This is a genomic window from Mycobacterium sp. IDUB_17, assembly GCF_055419465.1.
Window position 1 is genome coordinate 201,800 of sequence record NZ_JBVAXS010000004.1, and the last position, 21,213, is coordinate 223,012.

At 67.3% G+C, this 21,213-nt stretch carries 15 protein-coding genes and 1 tRNA gene; 6 read left to right on the top strand and 10 right to left on the bottom strand.

Annotation, left to right across the window (positions count from 1 at the left end; translation table 11 throughout):
- Positions 1 to 197: 197 nt before the first annotated feature.
- The 3 genes from ACZYZ7_RS18485 to ACZYZ7_RS18495 are packed head-to-tail and all read left to right on the top strand — an operon-like array spanning position 198 to position 4,008.
- Positions 198 to 1,394, top strand: a complete 1,197-nt coding sequence (locus tag ACZYZ7_RS18485; RefSeq protein WP_463741493.1) for an acyl-CoA dehydrogenase family protein — start codon at positions 198 to 200, stop codon at positions 1,392 to 1,394.
- Positions 1,391 to 2,854: an aldehyde dehydrogenase family protein gene (locus ACZYZ7_RS18490; protein ID WP_463741706.1), complete on the top strand. Its 1,464-nt coding sequence runs from the start codon at positions 1,391 to 1,393 to the stop codon at positions 2,852 to 2,854. The genes ACZYZ7_RS18485 and ACZYZ7_RS18490 overlap by 4 nt, the downstream gene beginning before the upstream one ends.
- A complete protein-coding gene (locus tag ACZYZ7_RS18495) occupies positions 2,851 to 4,008 on the top strand; it encodes a CaiB/BaiF CoA transferase family protein (protein WP_463741494.1) in 1,158 nt (385 codons plus the stop codon). Before ACZYZ7_RS18490 ends, ACZYZ7_RS18495 begins: the two co-directional genes overlap by 4 nt.
- Here the strand turns inward: ACZYZ7_RS18495 and ACZYZ7_RS18500 are convergent.
- Positions 3,968 to 5,461, bottom strand: coding sequence for a PucR family transcriptional regulator (locus ACZYZ7_RS18500; RefSeq protein ID WP_463741495.1), 1,494 nt, complete (start codon positions 5,459 to 5,461; stop codon positions 3,968 to 3,970). The two genes, ACZYZ7_RS18495 and ACZYZ7_RS18500, sit on opposite strands and share 41 nt — an antisense overlap.
- A gap of 237 nt (positions 5,462 to 5,698) precedes the next feature.
- Here ACZYZ7_RS18500 and ACZYZ7_RS18505 point away from each other — a divergent pair, with 237 nt between their 5' ends.
- Positions 5,699 to 5,848: a hypothetical protein gene (locus tag ACZYZ7_RS18505; protein ID WP_019348586.1), complete on the top strand. Its 150-nt coding sequence runs from the start codon at positions 5,699 to 5,701 to the stop codon at positions 5,846 to 5,848.
- A 71-nt stretch (positions 5,849 to 5,919) separates the two neighbouring features.
- On the opposite strand, the gene ACZYZ7_RS18510 is transcribed toward ACZYZ7_RS18505, so the two are convergent.
- From ACZYZ7_RS18510 to ACZYZ7_RS18550, 9 genes are all read right to left on the bottom strand, one after another.
- Complete coding sequence (locus tag ACZYZ7_RS18510; protein ID WP_463741707.1) at positions 5,920 to 6,666, bottom strand: SDR family oxidoreductase; 747 nt, start codon at positions 6,664 to 6,666, stop codon at positions 5,920 to 5,922.
- A gap of 58 nt (positions 6,667 to 6,724) precedes the next feature.
- On the bottom strand, positions 6,725 to 7,018 hold the full coding sequence (locus tag ACZYZ7_RS18515; protein ID WP_135453325.1) for a hypothetical protein: 294 nt from the start codon (positions 7,016 to 7,018) through the stop codon (positions 6,725 to 6,727).
- A gap of 215 nt (positions 7,019 to 7,233) precedes the next feature.
- A complete protein-coding gene (locus ACZYZ7_RS18520) occupies positions 7,234 to 8,679 on the bottom strand; it encodes a DHA2 family efflux MFS transporter permease subunit (RefSeq protein WP_463741496.1) in 1,446 nt (481 codons plus the stop codon).
- A 226-nt stretch (positions 8,680 to 8,905) separates the two neighbouring features.
- A tRNA-Met gene (locus ACZYZ7_RS18525) sits at positions 8,906 to 8,979 on the bottom strand.
- A 96-nt stretch (positions 8,980 to 9,075) separates the two neighbouring features.
- Positions 9,076 to 10,470 (bottom strand): FAD-binding oxidoreductase, encoded by a 1,395-nt coding sequence (locus ACZYZ7_RS18530; protein WP_450070219.1) that lies wholly within the window; start codon positions 10,468 to 10,470, stop codon positions 9,076 to 9,078.
- A gap of 103 nt (positions 10,471 to 10,573) precedes the next feature.
- On the bottom strand, positions 10,574 to 13,987 hold the full coding sequence (locus ACZYZ7_RS18535) for a BTAD domain-containing putative transcriptional regulator (protein WP_450070220.1): 3,414 nt from the start codon (positions 13,985 to 13,987) through the stop codon (positions 10,574 to 10,576).
- 9 nt (positions 13,988 to 13,996) lie between these two features.
- Positions 13,997 to 14,548, bottom strand: a complete 552-nt coding sequence (locus tag ACZYZ7_RS18540; protein ID WP_450070221.1) for a hypothetical protein — start codon at positions 14,546 to 14,548, stop codon at positions 13,997 to 13,999.
- A gap of 93 nt (positions 14,549 to 14,641) precedes the next feature.
- Positions 14,642 to 17,647 (bottom strand): UPF0182 family protein, encoded by a 3,006-nt coding sequence (locus ACZYZ7_RS18545; RefSeq protein WP_450070222.1) that lies wholly within the window; start codon positions 17,645 to 17,647, stop codon positions 14,642 to 14,644.
- A 96-nt stretch (positions 17,648 to 17,743) separates the two neighbouring features.
- Positions 17,744 to 18,772, bottom strand: coding sequence for a YlbL family protein (locus ACZYZ7_RS18550; protein WP_167857774.1), 1,029 nt, complete (start codon positions 18,770 to 18,772; stop codon positions 17,744 to 17,746).
- Between the two features lie 91 nt (positions 18,773 to 18,863).
- Between ACZYZ7_RS18550 and ACZYZ7_RS18555 the strand changes: the two genes are divergently transcribed.
- Together ACZYZ7_RS18555 and ACZYZ7_RS18560 are read left to right on the top strand one after the other, a co-directional pair.
- Positions 18,864 to 20,270, top strand: coding sequence for a zinc-dependent metalloprotease (locus ACZYZ7_RS18555; RefSeq protein ID WP_450070223.1), 1,407 nt, complete (start codon positions 18,864 to 18,866; stop codon positions 20,268 to 20,270).
- 61 nt (positions 20,271 to 20,331) lie between these two features.
- Positions 20,332 to 21,180 (top strand): cyclodehydratase, encoded by an 849-nt coding sequence (locus tag ACZYZ7_RS18560; RefSeq protein ID WP_450070224.1) that lies wholly within the window; start codon positions 20,332 to 20,334, stop codon positions 21,178 to 21,180.
- Positions 21,181 to 21,213 lie beyond the last annotated feature (33 nt).

Here is a 21,213-nt window from a genome sequence, read left to right on the forward strand (position 1 = left end):
CCTGGGCTGTCCTCGCCGGTCACTGACGACGAGAACACCTGGGGCCACGCCGTTTGCCGCACCGAGCATAGGCCACCGCAACGAGTGGTCCATTCCGGCATCCAAGCGCTGATAACCGCCCATTTGGACAACATCTCCCACACCAGTTGTACAAACCGGCCATAGGCGGATTTGCCCGCCAAATCTAGCCTTGACTCATGACCGCCACCGCCGCTCCGGCTGCCAAGAAGTCCACCTACCGGCCGCTGGAGTTGTTCGACACCGACCGGCTGCTCGATGCCGACGAGCGCGACATCGCCGCGACGGTCCGGCAATTTGTCGATACCCGCCTGCGGCCCAACGTCGGCGAGTGGTTCGAATCGGCCACCCTGCCCCGCGAGCTGGCCAAGGAGTTCGGCAAGCTCGGCGTGCTGGGCATGCACCTGCAGGGTTACGGCTGCGCCGGTACCAACGCGGTCAGCTACGGCCTGGCGTGTATGGAGCTGGAAGCCGGCGACAGCGGGTTCCGCAGTTTCGTCTCCGTGCAGGGCTCGCTGTCGATGTTCTCGATCTACCGCTATGGATCCGAGGAACAGAAGAACGAATGGCTGCCCCGGCTGGCCGCCGGGGAGGCGATCGGCTGCTTCGGCCTCACCGAGCCCGACTTCGGCTCCAACCCCGCGGGCATGCGCACCCGCGCCAGGCGCGACGGTGCCGACTGGGTGCTCAACGGCACCAAGATGTGGATCACCAACGGCAACCTCGCCGACGTGGCCACGGTCTGGGCGCAGACCGATGACGGCATCCGGGGCTTCCTCGTGCCCACCGACACCCCGGGATTCACCGCCAACGAAATTCATCGCAAGCTCTCCCTGCGCGCCTCGGTGACCTCCGAGCTCGTGCTCGACAACGTGCGGCTGCCGGCCGCGGCACAACTGCCGCTGGCCGAGGGTCTGTCGGCTCCGCTGTCCTGCCTCAACGAGGCCCGGTTCGGCATCGTGTTCGGCTCACTCGGCGCGGCCCGCGACAGCCTGGAGACCGCGATCGACTACGCGGGTGCACGCGAGGTGTTCGACAAGCCGCTGACCAGCTACCAGCTCACCCAGGAAAAGCTGGCCAACATGACCGTCGAGCTCGGCAAGGGGATGCTGCTGGCGATCCAGCTGGGCCGCATCAAGGACGCCGAGGGCGTTCGTCCCGAGCAGATCAGCCTGGGCAAGCTCAACAATGTCCGCGAAGCACTGGCCATCGCACGGGAATGCCGGACCCTGTTGGGCGGCAGCGGAATCACCCTCGAATACTCACCGTTGCGCCACGCCAACAACCTCGAATCGGTCCTCACCTACGAAGGCACCTCCGAGATGCACCTGCTGTCGATCGGCAAGGCGCTGACCGGCCAGGCGGCCTTCCGCTGATGACCGCCGCCATCGAGCACCTGATCGACGGGCGATGGGTGCCCGGCACCGGCGACACGCTGCTCAGCGTGAACCCGGCGCGCCCGAGTCTGATTGTGGCCCAGGGAAGTAACGCCCGCACTTCCGATGCCGACGCTGCAGTCGGCGCCGCCACCGCGGCTGCGCCGGCCTGGTCCGCTGCCCCGATGCATCAGCGCGGCGCGGTGCTGCTGAGCGCCGCTGACGTCGTCGACCGCAACGCCGAGGCGTGGGGCCTGGAACTGGCCCGCGAAGAGGGCAAGACGAAAGCCGAAGGCATCGGCGAGGTTCGGCGGGCCGCGCAGATCCTGCGGTATTACGGCAACGAGGGCGATCGGGAGGCAGGCCAGATCTTCGCCTCGCCCCGGGCCGGTGAGCAGATCCTGGTCACCCGCAAGCCCCTCGGCGTGGTCGGGGTGATCACCCCGTTCAACTTCCCCATCGCCATCCCGGCCTGGAAGATTGCGCCCGCACTGATCTACGGCAATACCGTGGTGTGGAAGCCTGCGAGTACCGTTCCGCTGCTGGCGATCCGGCTGGCGCAGGCGCTGACCGAGGCCGGCCTACCCGCGGGTGTGCTCAACCTGTTGATCGGCGGATCCGACATCGGCAACGCCATCGTCGAACACCCCGGCGTCGACGCCGTCACGTTCACCGGCTCCACCGGGGTCGGTCGGCGCATCGCGGCGGCCGCTGCGGCACGCGGAATCCCGGCGCAGGCCGAAATGGGTGGCAAGAACGCCGCCGTCGTCCTCGATGACGCCGATATGGACCTCGCACTCGAGCAGGTCATGCTGGGCGCTTTCCGCTCGACCGGGCAGAAGTGCACGGCGACCTCCCGCCTGATCGTCACCGACGGGATCGCCGAGAAGTTCCTGGCCGCCCTCGCCGAACGTGCCGCGGGGCTGACCGTCGGCGACCCGACCGACGACGCGACCCAGATGGGACCGGTCATCAACGGCGCAGCGCACCAGTCCATTTCGTCCGGTATCGATGCCGCGACGGCCCAGGGTGCCGCGGTGCTGACCGGCGGGCTCCCCTACACCGACGGCCCGCTGGCCGAGGGCTACTTCATCGCACCGACCATCGTCGAACTCAACGGGGCACCGGCCGATGTGTGGACCGAAGAACTGTTCGGACCGGTCCTGGCGGTCCGACGGGCCGCCGACGCCGAGGCCGCGTTCAGCCTTGCCAATGACAGCGAGTTCGGGCTCTCGGCAGCGATTTTCACCCAAGACCTGACCCGGGCACTGCAGGCTGTCGAACAGATCGACGTGGGCGTGCTGCATGTGAACTCCGAGTCGGCCGGCGCCGATCCGCACGTACCGTTCGGCGGTGCCAAGAAGAGCGGACTGGGCCCCAAGGAGCAGGGCGGCGCGGCGCGCGATTTCTTCACCCACACCACAACGGTGTACCTGCGTGGCGGGCGACCCGGCGCATGAGCATGAGCGCCCTCGACGGAGTCGTCGTCGTGGATTTCAGCCGGGTGCTGGCCGGACCGTACGCGACGATGATGCTCGGAGACTTCGGGGCCGAGGTGATCAAGATCGAACGGCCGGGCACCGGCGACGACACCCGCGCCTGGGGTCCGCCCTACGATTCATCGGGCGTGGCAACGTATTTCAATGCCGTCAACCGCAACAAGCGGTCGGTCGTACTCGACCTGACCGACCCGGACGACCGGGAGCGCGCCCGATCCCTGGTGGCCGGCGCCGACATCGTGGTGGAGAACTTCCGGCCGGGCACCATGGAGAAACTGGGACTGGGCTACGAGGACCTGCTGGCGATCCGTCCCGATCTCATCTACTGCTCGATCACCGGATTCGGCCGCGACGGCGGCGCTGAGCTGCCGGGCTACGACCTGCTGGTACAGGCGGTCGGCGGGTTGATGAGCGTCACCGGAACCGAACCGGGCGATCCGACCAAGGCCGGCGTGGCACTGGTCGACGTACTGGCCGGCCTGCATGCGCTGAGCGGAATCCTGGCGGCGCTGGCGCACCGCGACCGCACCGGGGCGGGGCAACGCGTCGACACCAACCTGTTCTCGGTGTTGTTGTCCTCCATGGTGAACCAGGCCTCCGGGTATCTCGGCGCCGGTGCGGTGCCGCAGATGATGGGCAACCGGCATCCGAGCATCGCGCCGTACCAGACGTTCGATACCGCCGACCGGCCCATCGCTGTCGCCGTCGGCAACGACAAGCAGTTCCGGGCCTTCGCGATCGCCATCGGTGAGCCGGCACTGGCCGATGATCCCCGATTCGGTACCAACCCACAGCGGGTCGCCCATCGGGATGCCCTGTGCGCCATCATCGAAACCGCGCTGCGCAACCACGGCGCCGACCACTGGTACTCGGTGCTGACCGCCGCGAGTGTGCCCGCCGGGCCGATCAACGACCTGTCGGAGGCCTTCGCCTTCGCCCGCCGGCTCGGGATCGAGGCGACGGTCGCGGTACCTGGAACGGCCACACCCCAAGTGGCGAACCCGATCACGTTGTCGGCGACACCGGTCACCTACCGTAGCGGGCCGCCTCGGCTCGGCAGCGGTGACGACGATCTCAGCCCGGCCGGCGAGACGCCAGCAGCTGCCACGCCTTGAGCGCCAGCCACAGCTGGGCCCGGGTATCGGCCGATTCCAGGTCGTCACCCAACAATTGACTGATGCGACGCATCCGGTTGCGCATGGTGTGGCGATGGACCGCGAGCTCAGCGGCCGCGGCCTCCATCTGGCCGTTGCGCCCGAGGAAGGCTGCCAAGGTGGGAATCAGCTCGTCACCGCCGGCCAGCGCATCCAATGGTGCGGCCAATACGCGTAGTTCGGCGGCGCTGCGACCCTCGAGCAGCACTCCCATCGGGCTGAGTTCACCGAATTCACAGAACCGCCCGGCGCTGGAATGAGCTGCGATGCGCGCCTGCTCCAGGGCGGTGGGCAGATCTGTCAGGCGGACCGGTCGGCTCATTCCGCCGCCAACCGTGATCCCCGTCTGCTTTTCGAGTTCGTCGACGACGGTGCGGATGCGTCGTCGACTCCCACCGGCCGGAACCACGATCACAATCGCATCGCCCGTCGGGGCCATCAGAAAAGAGGTCAGCGTGCGGCCCAGTACGTGCTCGGCCGCCAACAACGGCCCCGCCCCGGTGAACGACGCCACGACGACCTCGCCATCGGGATCAAAACCGAAGTAGCGCAACACCGCATCGTCGACAGCACCTGATCCGGTGAGCATCTCGCGGGTTACCGCGATCCGCAGCAGTTGCTCGGCGTCGACCACCCGGGCCGGCTTCTCGATCGCAATCGAGATGAGCGACAACGCATGTGCGACCAGGAGACGGTCGGCATTGGACATCGGTCCGGGCGTGCGCACCGCGAGCCGTCCGCGCACCGGCTGGGCGGCCCGCAGGTTCTGAATCGTGACATAGGCGTCCCCGTCGACGGTGACGTACGCACCGTGCCGGCGAGTTGTGTCGACCTGCTCGCTCAGTACGGCGATCAGGCGCGCCTGCGCGCTGCCCGCGGCAGCCAACACCGTGCCGTCGGGGTCGACCACCACAACCGTGGCCGACAGACACTCCGCCAGCGCGCCGACCACCCCTGGGATCCCTCCCCGCAGCGTGGCCCGGGCCAACACCTCCTGAGCGTCGACCACGCCCTGCACCGAGCGCAGTTCGTCGGCCTTGAGCGCATCGATCACCACCCGTGCGATCGCGATGAACGGCGTCGACGCCGGCACCTCGAGCACCGGAATCCCGAATTCGTCGCCGGCAGCGCGCACGGCAGGTGGCACATCGGCAATCGTGGTGCCGGTGTCGACGGCCAGCGCTGCCGTCCCGGCTGCGGCCAGGCGCGCAACGTAGGCGGATTGCGCAGCGGCGTCGGCACCGATGTTGATGCCCGTCGTCATCACCAGCTCGCCGCCGGCCAGGTACGGGGTCGGATCCGTCAGCTCGATCGCATGCGCCCAGGAGATCTCACGGTCGGCGCCCCGCGCTCCTGCCACCACGACAAGGCCGAGGCTGTCGACCTCAGCCAGGTCCCGCACAGTGAGCGCCACAGAAGCAGTCTTACTCCTTTTCGGCGGTCACCGGCGTCACCTCGATACGCAATTGTGACGATGAGCACTTGTCAGCAGTGAAAATGGTTGAGCTGTAGCGAAACTCACACTCTAAGAATTGGTTTTAATCATCGCTGACCGGGAGCATGGAAGTGTCCTTATCTTCGGGCGATCCCCGATGTGGATGTCGAATAAACGAGTACCCGTGATCCGGGGCACTTTTGAGGAGTGAGAAGTATGTCGTTCGCACAATTCCGTGCAAACCAGAAGCGGGCCAACATGCGGCGCCGCCTCTACGCGCGGATCAACGAACTGCCCAACTCATCGGTTCGCGAAGAGTTGATCGCAGTGGTCCAGCGGTACGAGCTTCAGGATGCACAGCACTGAAACAACGATTCCGCTTTACAGAGCCGGAGGCCCGAAGGCCCCGGCTCTGTTGCTTTTGAAGGGTGGAACCGTCAGCCGCGGCCGAAGTACGGCATGGCCCGGGCCATCACGGTCAACGACGGAACCGACACCTCCAGCGGCAGATCGACGAGATGCGCGACGGCGCGGGCCACGTGCTCGACGTCAAAAGTCGGCTCAGCCGCGAGACTTCCGTCGGCCTGCAAGGTCTGGTGACTGAATCCGGCCGTCATGTCCGTTGCGGCATTGCCGATGTCGATCTGCGTCACACAGATATCGAGATCGCGTAGGTCCAACAACATTGATGCGGTCAACCCACTCATCGCGTGTTTGGTGACGGTGTAGGCCAGGCTATTGGGGCGAGGCCGGTGCGCGGAGATCGATCCGTTGTTGATGATCCGCCCGCCCCTGGGTAACTGGGCGGCCATGACGCGTGCGGCTTCCCTGGCGCAGAACACGGCGCCGTCGACGTTGGTGCGCCACGTGGAGTGCCACTGCGCATCGTCGATGTCGGCGATCGAAGCCGACGGACCGAACACCCCGGCGTTGTTGAACAGCACATCGACGCGTCCGAGGGCGGAGACCACATCGGCGAACAGCTCCTGCACCGAGGCGGAATCCGTGACGTCCGTCGGGACAATGCGGGCATTGGGGTTCCCGTCGGCAACCACCGCCAGCGGTTCCGGCCGGCGACCAGCGAGTACCACCTGATGGCCGGCGTCCAACAGAACCCGGGCCGTCGCGCGGCCGATGCCGCTGCCCGCGCCCGTGATGATCACGACTTTCCGCACGGGTTCGATTGTGCCCGACCTCGCCTCAGCGCATCCAGGATCGCCGGTTGCGCTGAGGCGAGGGAGTTCAGCGGAGCAGGTAAAGACCTACCGTGCCACCGTCATTCACCGCGTAGACGGCCTCACCGGGGCCGGCGCCGGCCGCATTGGCGGCGGCCACCGCCGACGGTGCATCCGCGTGATTGCCTGTCCAGTTCCAAGACCGGCCACCGGTGCCCGTGTGGTTGTCGAAGATATAGAGGCCGACCGTCCCGCCGTCATTGACCTCGAAGATCGCCTCGCCTGGACCTGCTCCCGATGCGGTGGCCGCGGCCGCCGCCGACGGGGCGTCCCCGTGATTGCCAGTCCATCTCCAGCTCATGTTGAACTCCTGTGCCGAGTGCCGATGCGATGCGCCCTCTGGTCGATGGGCATTTCCACTGTCGGCCGCGGTCGCGGACCACGCACGCGTAGTGCACTACTCGTCTACCGGCGGGCTTGGCAGAAATGCCGCAGTCACGGCAGGTGAGGCCCCCTACAAGAACCCCCGGATTGGGACTGACGTGACCAAAGTGGCCAAAGATTTTGAGGCGACGCTCAATGCGTCGGCGTACCACCCGCGGGACTCGGGCGCGCCGCGGTGAAGAACGCCGTGGCCACGGCAATCACGCTGATCACTGCCGCGGCCACGAATGCCGCGTGCACGCCGGGCAGATCCGGGGCCCCGCCCGAGTGGGACGACTTCGTCATGACCGTGACGAACAGGGCCGTACCGGCCGCGCCCCCGACCTGTTGCAGTGTCGTGAGAATGGCGCTGCCATGTGAGTAGAGCCGGTCGGGCAGAACGCTGAGCGCGTCAGTCATCAACGGGGTGAACATCATCGACAACCCGACCATCATGATCGTCTGCAGGACAACCAGTTCCCAGACCGGCGACGCCGCCGACAGCGTGGTGAATCCCCACAGCGACACGCTCAGCATCAACGACCCGGGCACAACCAGCACCCTGGCGCCGTGACGGTCGTAGGCCCGGCCGACCAGTGGACCCGCCACGCCCATCAGAAGACCGCCCGGCAGGCTCGTCAGTCCGGCGACCAACGCGCTCTGCCCCAGTACGTTCTGCACATACAGCGGCACCATGATGATGGCGCCGAACAGCCCCATGAAGCCGAGAACCACCAGACTCAGCGACACCGAGAACCGCCGATAGGTGAACGGCCGCAGGTCGAGGAACGCGCGGTCGCGTCGCTGCAGATGTATCTGCCGCGCGCCGAAGAGCACCATCGCCACCGCACCGATCGCCATCGGCACCCACGCCGGTATCGCCTGCCGTCCGTGTGCGGACTCGCCCATCAGCGAGAGCCCGAACACCAGGCCCGCGAACGCGATCGCCGACAGCGGTACCGAGACGGGATCGATCGGCGTCGGGTCCTGCCGTTCATCGTCGACCCGCAGCCAGGCGAGGCCGGCGCTGAGCGCCACCAGTGCGATGGGCAGCACGATCCAGAACATCCACCGCCAGTCGAGCGAGCCGAGGATGAACCCCGACAGCGTGGGACCGATCGCCGGCGCGACGGCGATGACGATCGAGATGGTGCCCATCATCTGCCCGCGCCGATCGGCCGGGATCAACGTCATGACCGTCGTCATCAGCAAGGGCATCATCACGGCGGTACCGCACGCCTGCACGATCCGTCCGGCCAGCAGGACCGCGAACCCCGGCGCCAACGCGGCCACCAACGTGCCGGTGCAGAACAACGTCATCGATGCCAGGTAGATGCTCCGCACCGGGAAGCGCTGCAACAGTGAACCGGACATCGGGATGACCACGGCCATCGTCAGCAGGAACCCACTGGTCAGCCATTGCGCCGTGCTGGCGGAAATGTCCAGATCGACGATCAGGGCCGGCAGTGCGACGCTCATGATCGTCTCGTTGAGGATCATCACGAACGCCGAGCTGACCAACAGCCCGATGATGACGTTGGCGCTCGACTGGACACGCGGTTGTGCCGCGATCTCCCCGGTGCTCGGGCCCGTCGTCATTACCACTCCCCTGTCTCCCCCGAGACGTCGTCTGTGCAGCCCCCCAGGGTAGGTGGGACACCCTGGGTCAGGAAATCGGTTTTTGGCTGCGGCGAGGATCTGTCATGTCAGCCGGGGTGTTGTCGCTGGCGGCCGCGCGCGGGTCTCCGCGCAACGATGCGGATTCGTACCCGCCCCAATAGAAAATGGCCCCCGGAGGTAATCTCCGAGGGCCATTTCCTCTTAGTAGCGGGGACAGGATTCGAACCTGCGACCTCTGGGTTATGAGCCCAGCGAGCTACCGAGCTGCTCCACCCCGCGTTGCAAATACAAGATTACCGGGGTCTTACGAAGAGCTCCAAATCGTCTGCTCAGAGGCGGTTTTTGGCCGAATTCGGTCGATATTCCGGCCCAGGGTCAGGCCATGAAACGCACCACCTGACCACATCGGAACACGCCCGCCGGGTCGTGACGCTCGGCCAGCGCAGCCAGCCAGTGCCGGGTCTCCTCGTCGTAGACCCGCACGGCCCGCCCCGCGTCCTCGGAAGGCGCGAAGTTGGGGAGCTGGCCGCCGCTGGACCATTCCGACAGCGCCACGATCAGCGCGCCGGCCTGCGGCACCACCAGTTCGGCGACCGGAGGCGCCAGGACCCCGATGACGGTCACGGCGAACGCGGCGTCACGATGGCAGAACGCGCTGCGGTGTTGTGCCTCACATGCCAAAGCCCCACCGAGCATCCGGACTTCGACGATCGTCTGCACCGAGCCCGAATCCGGCCCGGCCGCCCCCAGCAGCACCTCAACCGTCTCCGCGGTCAGTTCGCGCAACAATGTGTGGTGTTCGTAGGTCGGCATCGGATCGACCGGATCGGCATGTACGGCACCGATTGCGGCGTACGGCATCACCGCGACGGTGTCGAGCACCGGGGTGGCGACCGCACGCATCGGCGCCAGGAGTCGTTCAGCCTCGACGAAGTCGCCGAGGGCGGTGTAGCGCACCGCGACGGTGAACCGGCCGGCGAGTGGCTCGGGAATGCCGGGCAGCGGTGGCAGCTGTAGCAGCGCAAGGGAAGTCGAGACGGACTCGGGCAGGTCAGCACACCAGCGGGCCCACTCACGCAGCACCGCCGCGGCATCCGCGCCGTCGAAATACACCGCGCCGCCGTAGAACTCGGAGATCGGCAGCAATTCGATCTCGACGGCGGTGACGATGCCCAACGTCGACTTCCCGCCGCGCAGACCCCAGAACAGTTCGGCGTTCTCCTCCGGGGTCGCGCGCAGCAACTCCCCTGCGCCGGTGACCAACTCGAAGGACCGCACATAGTCCGACGACAACCCGACGGTGCGCACCAACGGCCCGATCCCCGCGCCGGTCAGGAATCCCACGACGCCGACCCCCGGCGAGGAACCACACAGCCCGGCCAAGCCGTGCGGAGCCGCTGCGTCGAGCACCTGCTGCCATGTCGCCCCGGCCGCCACCCGTGCGGTGCGGGCCACCGGATCCACGGTGACGTCGGTCATGCCGGAGGTCACCACCAGGATCGTGTCGGACGCGACCGACAGCGCACCGTGGCCGGTGGCCTGCACGCCCACCCGGTATCCCCGGGCGGCGGCGAAACCCACGGTGTTGGCGATGTCGTAGGCGGAGGTCGCCAACACCACCGCGGCGGGCTCCACGGTGGCCGCCACGTTCCACGGGGTGGCCCGCTCATAGCCGGCCTCCCCCGGCAGCGCGACAGGGGCGGTGACGTGGGCGCGTAGCCCCTCCAGTGCGTCGTCCAGGCCCTCGTGCGCGAGATCGGTCAGAGTCATCGGGATCCTCTCGAAAAATCCGTGCAAATTCTCGGCGCACAGCATCACCGGGACCACTTGGCATCTACTTGGCGACCGGTTCAAGAAGGGGACAAGCCGCAGTTCAGACCAGCTGTTGCGCGAGGGTCGCCAGGCCGCGCATTCCCAGCGCCCCGGCCTCGGCGGCCAGCGTGCGCGCCGCCGCGCGCGGTGCCGGGCCGTCTGCGTCGATCTCGAGGTCGAGCCGGCACCGCAACAGCGCACACCACAGTTTCGTTGGCTTGGCCCCGGTGCGATCGGCGATGTCCTCGGCCCGGACCAGATCCGCCAGGGCCCGCTCCCGATCGCCCCGGAGCGCGTGCAGCCGGGCGGTGGCCAACGCCACCGGCCCGGCATGCCCGACCTGGCCGAGCACGGCGACGCGGTCGGCGAACGGCTCCAGTACCGCCAACAGGTCGCCCACGTAGTCGGCCAACCCGTAGTCGGCGGCAAGATGCGCCATCCACGCGGCCTGCCCCAACCCGGTCCACACCTGTCCCCGGCCGAGTTCCGCACGCCACTCGTCCAGGCGCTCGACGGCCTCGCGCCTGGAGCCCTCGACGGCCGTGAGCAGAACGGTGCGCACCAACGCCTCCATCCCCTGCCCCCCGCTGTCGATGCCGGCCTGCGTGGCAGTCAGCCCCTCGACCGGCCCACCTGTCTCGTGCAGCAAGGTCGCCTCGGCCAGCAGACCGCTTCCGGCGCCGTAGAGTTCAGTCTGCTCGTGCACGCGCGCCGCGATGGCGTGGTGGGCTCGCGCCTCGGCGAAGTCGCCCAGCCAGATCGCCAATACCGACTGCATCCAACGCAATTGGGCCCGGAGCACCGGAAGCTGCAGCTCCTCACTACCCGCGATACCCGCACGCAGATGCCGCTCGGTCAGGTCGATGTCGCCCAGGTTCAGTGCCGCCATCGTCGCCACCGAGTGGGCGATGACGGCATCCTCACGGGACCTGCTGTGCTGAAGAGAATTCAGCCGGTCGATCCAGCCGAAGGTCGCGGTACTGAACTCGGCCACCCCGGAATAGGTGATGAGCCGGCCCATCAGAGTGTCAGCGATGACATCGGGATCGCCTGTGCTGTCGGCCAACTGATCGGCCCGCTGCAGATATCCGGCCGCCAGCGCAGGGTCCGGATGATAGCAGCAACCTACGGCCAGCGCCGCCAGCACCCGCGCGCCGGCGGCCGGGTGGGCGGACGCCATCTTCGCGGCCTGCTCCAACAAGGACAGCAGCGGACCCGGATCCTCCCCCGGCGCCAGCCATGGCCATCCCCCACTGGCCCGCAGTAGCGCGCTGGCCACCCTCCCGGCGGTATCGGCCCGCTCGCTGCGCAACGCATCAGCCAGGTTTCGCTCGACGGCACCGAGCACCAATCGTCCCCGGCCCGCACGCGAATACGCGTCGAGCATGGCCACCGTCAACACGTCTCGCTCGGCATCGTGGCGCGCGGAACCCGGCAACCGGTTATAGGCATCGAGCGCCGCCTGCCACCACCGCGCCGCGATATCCGAACTCCACCGTTGGGTGGCCTGCTCTGCGGCCAACCGGCACGCCGCCACCACCTCCTGCGGATCGGCCAGCGGTTGGGCCGCCACCAGATGCTGGGCGCGCCGGGTCACCGCCTCCTCGGATGCACTGTCGGCCAACGCGTCCGCCACCTGCAGATGCAGACGCTGACGGCGCATCGCCGGCAGGCCGGCGATCAGGTGGTCACGCAGCAGCCCGTGGGCGAACGCATAACCGTCACCGGCATGCGCGCTGACCACGATCCGCTCGTCGGCCGCAACGTCGAGATGGTCGGCGAGGCTGTCGAAGTCGAGCCCGGCCACCCGGGCCAGCACGGGCACCGCGTCGGCGTCGATGGTGTCACCGATCACCGCGGCCACTCGCATCAACCCCAGCACCTCGGGCCCCAACCCGGCCAGCCGGCGTTCCAGCACCGACTTCACCGCAACCGGGATCTCACCGCGTTCGGACCGAGGCAGCCGGGCGTACTCGGAGACGAAGAAGGGGTTGCCGCCGGTTCGTTCGGCCAGCACTCCCGCCTCGGCGTCGTCGACGAAATCATCGGCGATCTGATTGGCCAGTACCGCAACATCTTCGGACGACAGCGCGGCCAGCTCCAATTGCCGGTTGCCGGAGCCGCGGGCCACCGTCGCGAGCAGGCGCGCGACGTCGGTGATGTGTTCACCATCGCGGACCGTGAGCACCACGGCGACCGGATGGCCCCACAATGCACCGGCGATGTAGGCCAAACAGGCGGCCGATGTCGAATCAGCCCACTGCACATCGTCTATCACGACCATGAGCGGCCCGCGCGCCGACTCCAGCAGAGTCTGCACCCGTTCGTAGACCCGGAACCGCGCCGTGTCGGGGTCGGCGTCCGCAGGCACCTCGAGCACCTCGTCCGCGTCACCACCCAACCCCCGAACGAGTTGCCGCATGGGCCACCACGGTGGGGTCGCCTGCTCGTCGGGGCAACTCACCCAGACGGCTTCGCCGTAGAACCGACGGTCGATCTCCTCGGCCAGACGGGTCTTGCCGATCCCCGGCGGGCCGGAAAGCACGAGCCACCGCGTCTCCCCCGCCCGCACTTCGGCGAGAAGCTCTGCCGCGACATTCAATTCACGGTCACGCCCGATCAGCGTGGCCCCGCCGGGATCCGGTACCGGGGCCTGGGCCACAAACGCCGCCGGGGTGGGCACCTCGCCGGCACCCGACCACTCCGGGGAGCGGGGCCAGGCCGCGAGTTCCGGTGCCTGACGCAGGATGGCTGTCTGTAGCTCCCGAAGCTCGGCCCCCGGCGTCAGACCCAGGTCCTCATCGAGCAGGCGGGCATAGCGGGCATAGATCTCCAACGCCTCCGAAGCCCGGCCCGACCGGTACTGCGCCAACATCTGAAGCCACACACCGCGATCGGAAAACGGTTCAGCCGAACGCAGTTCGGCAACCGCAGATACCGCCGCCGGTACCTGCCCCAACGCCAGCAGGGCCGTGATCCGATGGTCGAGACATTCGGAGCGCAGCTCCCGTACACGTGCCGCATCCTGGGTGACCCAATGCTGATCCCCCAGATCGCTCAGCAGATCTCCCCGCCACAGCGCCAACGTCTCATCGGCAACTGTCAGTGCTTCTGTCCAGCTTGCCTGGCCTGCGGCCGCCGCGGCCCGCGCGCATCCGGCGGTGAACACCGTGACATCGACGGCATCGGCAGGCACATCGAGGTAGTAGCCCGGCGGTTGACGCACGATCGGCGAAGCAACCGGGGAACCGTCCCGCAGGGCCCTGCGCAAGTTGGAGATGTACACCTGAAGGCTCGCATTAGCGCTGGCCGGCGGATCATCACCCCACACCGCGTCGATCAGCCGGTCGACCGAGACGACCCGGCCGTGCGCCAGCAACAGCAGCGCCAAGACCGTGCGCTGTTTGGGTCCGCCGACATCCACGGTCGCACCGGCGTGCACTACCTGCAGCGGTCCGAGCAAACGAAAGTGCACCGACGCAGCTTAATTGTCGGCACCGCAAACCGGCGAGCAGGCACTGCTCATTTCTCTTGCGGCGTGCACACCCCTGCGAAACTCCTTGCCTTCTTTCTCGGCGACGCCCGCGGGATCGAGCCAACCGACGCCGTCGAAGAAGAAGGTGTCGGCCGGGTGACTGTTCGATCCGGCAACGACCTCGGCCGTCCGAGCGGTAGCGGGGTACCCCCCGGGCGTGGACTGCACATTGAGAAACAAATATTCCTCTGTGCGCCAATCGAAGCCAGGCGGCGGCGCTTCCGTCACGGTCAGACCCGGATAGGGTCCACCGACGCTGAACCGGTCGAGAGTCGCCGTACCGGAGGTATCGGTCAACACGAGCTTCGGGCCAAATCCAAACCCGATCTCCACCGACCGCACCCCGACGCAGCCCGGCGGCACCCAGATCTCCAGCTTGCCATCGGTGACCCGCGCGCCGAACGCCGGCCTCATCGGGGCGGCGAACGGCGCATCCGACCACGGGCGGTCCCCGGTCCGGCAAGCGGTGAGCCCCGCCGCCACCAGCAGGGTCAACAACACGGCCAGACACGACCTCACGAGTCCCCCCGTCCGCCGAACTACTGGCCCATTGTCACCCACCGGACCGGCCCGGCGACGCGCCAATCCGCTCCGCTACTTCGACGAGTTGAACTTGTTCATCGCATCGTTCAGACGCTGCAACGCCTGCCCGTACTTGCCGAAGTCACCACTGCGCTGCGCATCCTGCGCCTCCGACAGGGCCGACTCGACCTCCTTGAGCGCGGCGGACTTGGCCGGTGACAGCTGCATGGGCTGACCGGGCGGGATCGCCGCCGGCGGCGCGACGACCTGTGGCGCCTGACCATCCGGACTGACCGGCGGCTGAGCGGCCGGCGGCGCTTCCGGAGTACCGGCAGCCTGCGGCTTGCCGTCGGTAGGAGCCACATTGGTGGCGGTGGCACCCGCCCCCGGGCCGAACAGTTCGGTCAGCGCGTCACTGACGGTCGGACCGTAACCGACCTTGTCGCCGTAGAGCATGGCCACCCGGATCAGGCGTGGGTAGGTCGACGCCGCGTCACTGGTTCCCGGCGATGCATAAACCGGTGCCACGTACAGCAACCCGCCATCGGCCACCGGCAGGGTCAACAGGTTGCCCCACCGGATCCGGTTCAGGTTGTCGCGTCCGATCACACCGAGGTCCTGCGTGACGGCGGTGTCGGTACTTATCGCGTTGAATGCCTGTTTCGGACCCTTGACCTCACCCGGAATGGTGAGCACGGTGATCTTGCCGTAGGTCGACGGATCCGAGCTGGCACTGACATAGGCGGCCAGGAATTCCCGCTGCAGCCAGTTCAGCGCGCTGGTCAACTGGAACGACGCTGAACCATCGTTGTTCACGAGGTCTTTGGCGACGATGTAGAACGGCGGCTGATAGCTGCTTGCCGTCGGGTTGGGATCCAGCGGCACGTTCCAGAAATCGGCGTTGGTGAAGAACTTCACCGGATCGTCGACGTGGTACTTGGTCAGCAGGGAACGCTGCACCTTGAACAGATCCTCGGGATAACGCAGGTGCGCCTGCAACTCCGGGGAGATGTCCGCCTTCGGTTTGACGGTGCCGGGGAACACGCTCATCCAGGCCTTGAGCACCGGATCCTGCTCGTCCTGGGCGTACAGCGTCACGGTGCCGTCGTAGGCGTCGACGGTGGCCTTGACCGAGTTGCGGATGTAGGACACCTGCTTGTCGGGAGCCAGCCGGTTGACCGCCACCTCGTTGGAATCCGCCGTCGCACTCGACAGCGTGGTCAGCTCCGAATACGGGTAGTTGTCCAGCGTGGTGTAGCCGTCGACGATCCAGACCATGCGCTTGTTGACGATCGCCGGGTACACACTGGTGTCGGTGGTCAGCCACGGCGCCACCGCTTCCACCCGATGGGCCGGATCACGGTTGAACAGAATCTTGCTGTTCTCACCGATCACGTTGGACAGCAGGAAGTTCCGCTCGGCGAACTTGGCGGCGAACACCGTCCGGGCCAGCCAGTTGCCGATCGACACACCGCCGGTGCCCGAGTACGTGTAGTTCTTGGTGTCGGTGTTGGTTTCGTAGTCGTACTCGCGGTCGACATCACCGTTCTTGCCGACGATCGCGTAGTCGGCCGCGGTATCGGCGATCACCGGCCCGAAGTAGACCCGGGGCTGGTCGAGCGGCGCCGGTCCGGGTGAGACCACCTTGCCGTTGGCGCCGACGACGCTGGCGAGGAACTCCGGGTAACCGCCGTTCTGGTTGGGGTCGTTGGCGATACCGCGCACCGTGTTGGCCGGTGACGCGATGAATCCGTTGCCGTGGGTGTAGACGGTGTGCCGGTTGATCCAGTCGCGCTGGTTCTCGATCAACCGGTCCGGGTTGAGTTCGCGTGCGGCGACCACGAAGTCGCGCAGACCGCCGTCAGGACCGGCATAGCGGTCGATGGCCAGCTGATCCGGGAAGAAGTAGAAGTTCTTGCCCTGCTGGAACTGGGTGAATGCGGGGCTGACGATCGTCGGATCCAGCAGCCGGATGTTCGACGTGGTCGCCCGGTCCGCAGCCACCTGCGCGGCCGTCGTTTGACCGTTGCTCTCGTAATTGCGGTACGTCACCGTGTCGTTGGTGAGCCCGTAGGCCTGCCTGGTCGCGGTGATACTGCGGCTGATGTACTCGCTTTCCTTCTGCGCGGCGTTCGGCTTGACGCTGAACTGCTCGACGATCAGCGGCCACCCCGCACCCACCACCATCGAGCTCAGCAGCAACAGCACCACACCGATGGCCGGAATCCGCAAGTCGCGCAGCACGATCGCAGAGAACACCGCCACCGCGCAGATCAGCGCGATGGCCAACAGGATCAGCTTGGCGGGCAGCACCGCGTTGATGTCGGTGTAGCCGGCACCGGTGAACGGCTTGCCGGTGCGGGTGTTGCTCAACAGCTCGTAGCGGTCCAGCCAGTACGCGAGAGCCTTGAGCAGGATCAGGAAGCCGACCAGGCTGATCAGCTGGATGCGCGCGGCGCGGCTCAGCGCTCCGCTGCGACCGGTCAGCCGGATCCCGCCGAACACGTAGTGCCCCAGCAGATTCGCGACGAACGCCAGGAAGGTCGCGACGAACAGGTACGTCAGCACCAGCCGGTAGAACGGCAGGTCGAACGCGTAGAAGCCCAGATCCCGGCCGAACTGCGGATCGGTGATCCCGAAATCGCTGCCGTGCAAGAACAACTGCACCCGCACCCAGTAGCTCTGCGCGATCACGCCGGCCAGCAGGCCGATGAAGACCGGCACCCCTATCCCGAACAGCCGCAACCGGGCCAGCACCGTGGTGCGGTAACGCGCCACCGGATCATTCGGGCCGGCGGCCGGGACGAACACCGGACGGCTGCGATACGCCAACGCCAGCCCGGCGAACACCACCGCACCGATGAGCAGCCCCACCACGAGGAACACGATGAGCCGGGTGGCCAGCACGGTGGTGAACACCGACCGGTACCCCAACTCGCCGAACCACAACCAGTCGACGTAGCCGTCGACCACCCGAGGTCCGATCAACAACGCCAGCACCGCCACCAGTGCCAGGCCGATCAGCACCCGACTTCGTCGTGTCAGCTTCGGCATCCTCGCCGCGGGCCGCATCCCCACTCGTGAACTCCCGTTTCAGCCTCGGTGGACTCGTGACATGCCCGATGGGGCCGCCCGATTTTCTATAACTCTAGCCATCCACGGGCTGCGTGCGGTCTAGCAGCGAGGTGGTTCGCCACCGGCAGAAATCGTGTGCAACGCGTCGACCGCCTGGGTCAGCGTGTCCACCTTCACCAAATCCATGCCGTCCTGGGGCGCCGAGCGCGCCTCGGTGCAGTTGTCGGCGGGCACCAGGAACACGCTTGCCCCGGCCTCCTTGGCGGCCTGCATCTTGTGCGTGATGCCGCCGATGGACCCGACCTTTCCGTCGCCGGTGATGGTTCCGGTGCCGGCGATGAACTTGCCATCGTTGAGGTCACCGGTGGTCAGCTTGTCGACGACCGCCAGGCTGAACATCAGCCCCGCCGACGGGCCGCCGATGTTGGCCAGGTTGAAGTCGATGTCGAACGGCGCCCACGGGGCGTCGAGCACGCCGACGCCGAGGAATCCGTAGTCCCGGTCGGGGTTGTCGCCGAGCGTGATGGTCGCGACCCCGGGCGGCGCATTCTTGCGGCGGAAGTCGATCACCAGCTGGTCACCCGGCTTGGTCTTCTTCAAGATGGCCTGGAACTCGTCGAGGTTGGCCACTGGAATGCCGTTCACCCCGTCGATCGCGTCGCCGTCGCGCAGCTTGCCCGCCGAAGGACCGGGGTCGGTAACGCTCTGCACGGTCACCGCCACCGGGTACTTCAGGAAGGACAGCGCCGCGTACTCGGCGCTGTCCTCGGACTTCTTGAAGTCGGAGTTGTTGGCCTCGTCGATCTCGTTCTTGGACTTGTCCGGCGGGTACACCAGGTCGCGCGGGACCAGCTGTTCACGGCCCGACATCCACAACGCCATCGCCTGTCCCAGAGTCAGGCCGTCGCGCTGGGACACCGTGGTCATGTTCAGATGCCCCGAGGTGGGGTGCACGTCAGCGTCGGGTCCGTGGATGTCGACCACCTGCTTGCCCTCGACCTCCCCGAGGGTGTTGAAGGTCGGACCGGGACCCAATGAGACGAAGGGCACCGTCACCACCGACAGCAGCACGCCGAACGCCACGATCGGCACCAGCGCAACCAGCAGCGTCAAAATCCGCCTGTTCACGCCGCCCACAGTAAAGCCTTTGCCGCCATGTTCACCCACAGCGTGACCCACAGCCACACCCGGGCACCCGGGCATGAGTACCGTTATGGGTATGGCTGACCTGCCCTTCGGCTTCTCCGCCGGGAATGACCCCGACCGAGACAAAGACAAGAAGGACCCCGATTCGGGGTCCGGTTCCGGCAACTCCGGACCAGGTCCGGGCTCGGATCCGTTCGGTTTCGGCATGGGCGGAGCCAACTTCGACATGGGCGACCTCGGGCAGATCTTCACCAAGCTCGGCGAGATGTTCAGCGGCGCAGGCAGCGCGATGGCCGGCGGCAAACAATCCGGTCCGGTGAACTACGACCTGGCCCGGCAGCTGGCGTCCAATTCGATCGGGTTCGTCGCCCCCGTGTCGGAAAAGACCACTGGCGCAGTCGCCGACGCGGTGCGGTTGGCCGAGACCTGGCTCGACGGGGTCACCCCGCTGCCCGCGGGCACCACCCGATCGGTGGCGTGGACTCCCAGCGACTGGCTGGACAACACGCTGGACACCTGGAAGCGGTTGTGTGACCCGGTGGCCGAGCAGATCTCCTCGGTGTGGGCCTCGGCGCTCCCCGAGGAGGCCAAGAGCATGGCCGGTCCGCTGCTGGCGATGATGTCGCAGATGGGCGGCATGGCGTTCGGCTCCCAGCTGGGCCAGGCGCTGGGCAAGCTGTCCCGCGAGGTGTTGACCTCCACCGATATCGGCCTGCCGCTGGGCCCCAAGGGCGTCGCGGCCCTCATGCCCGAGGCGATCGAATCGCTGACAGAGGGGCTGGAGCGTCCGCGGAGCGAGATCCTGACCTTCCTGGCCGCCCGTGAGGCCGCGCATCATCGGCTGTTCAGCCACGTGCCGTGGCTGTCCAGTCAGCTGCTGGGTGCGGTCGAGGCCTTCGCCAAGGGCATGAAGGTCGACATGACCGGCATCGAAGATTTCGCCCGCGGCTTCAACCCCACCTCCCTCGGCGACCCGTCGGAGATGGAGCAACTGCTCAACCAGGGCATCTTCGAACCGAAAGCCACCCCGGAGCAGGAAGCCGCCCTGGAACGGCTGGAAACCCTGCTCGCGCTGGTCGAGGGCTGGGTGCAGACCGTCGTCACCGCAGCACTGGGCGAACGCATCCCCGGCACCTCGGCACTGGCCGAGACGCTGCGCAGGCGGCGCGCCACCGGCGGGCCGGCCGAACAGACCTTCGCGACGCTCGTCGGCCTGGAACTGCGCCCCCGCAAGATGCGTGAGGCCGCGGTGCTGTGGGAACGGCTGACCGAAGCGGTCGGCACCGATGCCCGCGACGGTGTGTGGCAGCACCCCGACCTGCTGCCGAGCGCGGCCGATCTCGACGAGCCGGCCGGCTTCATCGACCGGATGATCGGCGGCGACACCAGCGGCCTCGACAGTGCCTTCGAACAGGCCATCGCCGACCTGGAGAAGGAGCAGGGCGAGGGCCGCGACAAAGGTGGCGACGGCGGCAATTGACCCCCGCACGGCCTGTGGATAACTGAAACGGCGGTCAGCGCCGCCGTGGCAGAGTCATCGCATGACGCGCTTTGTGCTCGCCGCAGGCAGGCCGATCCTGCTGCGTCCCGACGAGGCGGTTCAGCTGGGCTGGGACCCGCGGCGCGCGATGCTGGTCCGTCCCCCGGACGGGATGACCCAGCCACAACTGGCCGAACTGCTGCGCACACTGCAGGCAGGGGCCACCCGGGACGAATTGCTCACGGCCACAGAATCATTCGGTGACACCGCAGCCATCGATGAGCTGCTCGATGCGCTGACCGAGACGGGAATGCTCACAACGACGGCGGGCGCGGGCTCTCGGCGGACCCGCTCGGCCTCCATCCGCGTCCACGGCCGCGGACCCCTGTCGGATCTACTGGCCAACGGCCTCCGCTGTTCGGGCGCGAAGGTGAGGCGAAGCACGAACCCGCACAGCAGGAACGTGGCAGCCTCCACCGACCTGGTGGTGCTGGCCGACGATCAGATCACCGACCCACGGCTTCTGCAGGACCTGCATCATGACGGCATCGCCCACCTGTCGGTGTGTGTCCGCGATGGCGCCGGATTGGTGGGGCCGCTGGTGATCCCAGGGCTGACGAGTTGCCTGCATTGCGCCGACCTGCACCGCACCGATCGCGATGCGGCCTGGCCGGCCGTGGCCACCCAACTCCGGGGCGCAGTCGGCAGTGCCGGCCGGGCGACCATCCTCGCCACCGCGGCGTTGGCGATGCACCAGGTGGACCTGGTGATCCGGGCTGTCGGGCACACCGGTGACGACCAGCCGGCGCCCGAGGCACCGCCGACGCTGAACACCACCCTCGAACTCGATATCGAGGGCTACTCGATCGTCGCGCGGCGCTGGTCCCGGCACCCCGACTGCCCATGTTGAAAACGATTGTTGCCAGTTGGGTGTGGGCGGTGC

Excerpts from the sequence above, each read along its gene's own strand:
- ACZYZ7_RS18530 (WP_450070219.1), bottom strand. The coding sequence starts at position 10,470 with ATGACTCTGACCGATCTCGCGCACGAGGGCCTGGACGACGCACTGGAG.
- ACZYZ7_RS18560 (WP_450070224.1), top strand. The coding sequence starts at position 20,332 with ATGACGCGCTTTGTGCTCGCCGCAGGCAGGCCGATCCTGCTGCGTCCC.
- ACZYZ7_RS18495 (WP_463741494.1), top strand. The coding sequence starts at position 2,851 with ATGAGCATGAGCGCCCTCGACGGAGTCGTCGTCGTGGATTTCAGCCGG.
- ACZYZ7_RS18485 (WP_463741493.1), top strand. The coding sequence starts at position 198 with ATGACCGCCACCGCCGCTCCGGCTGCCAAGAAGTCCACCTACCGGCCG.
- ACZYZ7_RS18520 (WP_463741496.1), bottom strand. The coding sequence starts at position 8,679 with ATGACGACGGGCCCGAGCACCGGGGAGATCGCGGCACAACCGCGTGTC.
- ACZYZ7_RS18515 (WP_135453325.1), bottom strand. The coding sequence starts at position 7,018 with ATGAGCTGGAGATGGACTGGCAATCACGGGGACGCCCCGTCGGCGGCG.
- ACZYZ7_RS18505 (WP_019348586.1), top strand. The coding sequence starts at position 5,699 with ATGTCGTTCGCACAATTCCGTGCAAACCAGAAGCGGGCCAACATGCGG.
- ACZYZ7_RS18555 (WP_450070223.1), top strand. The coding sequence starts at position 18,864 with ATGGCTGACCTGCCCTTCGGCTTCTCCGCCGGGAATGACCCCGACCGA.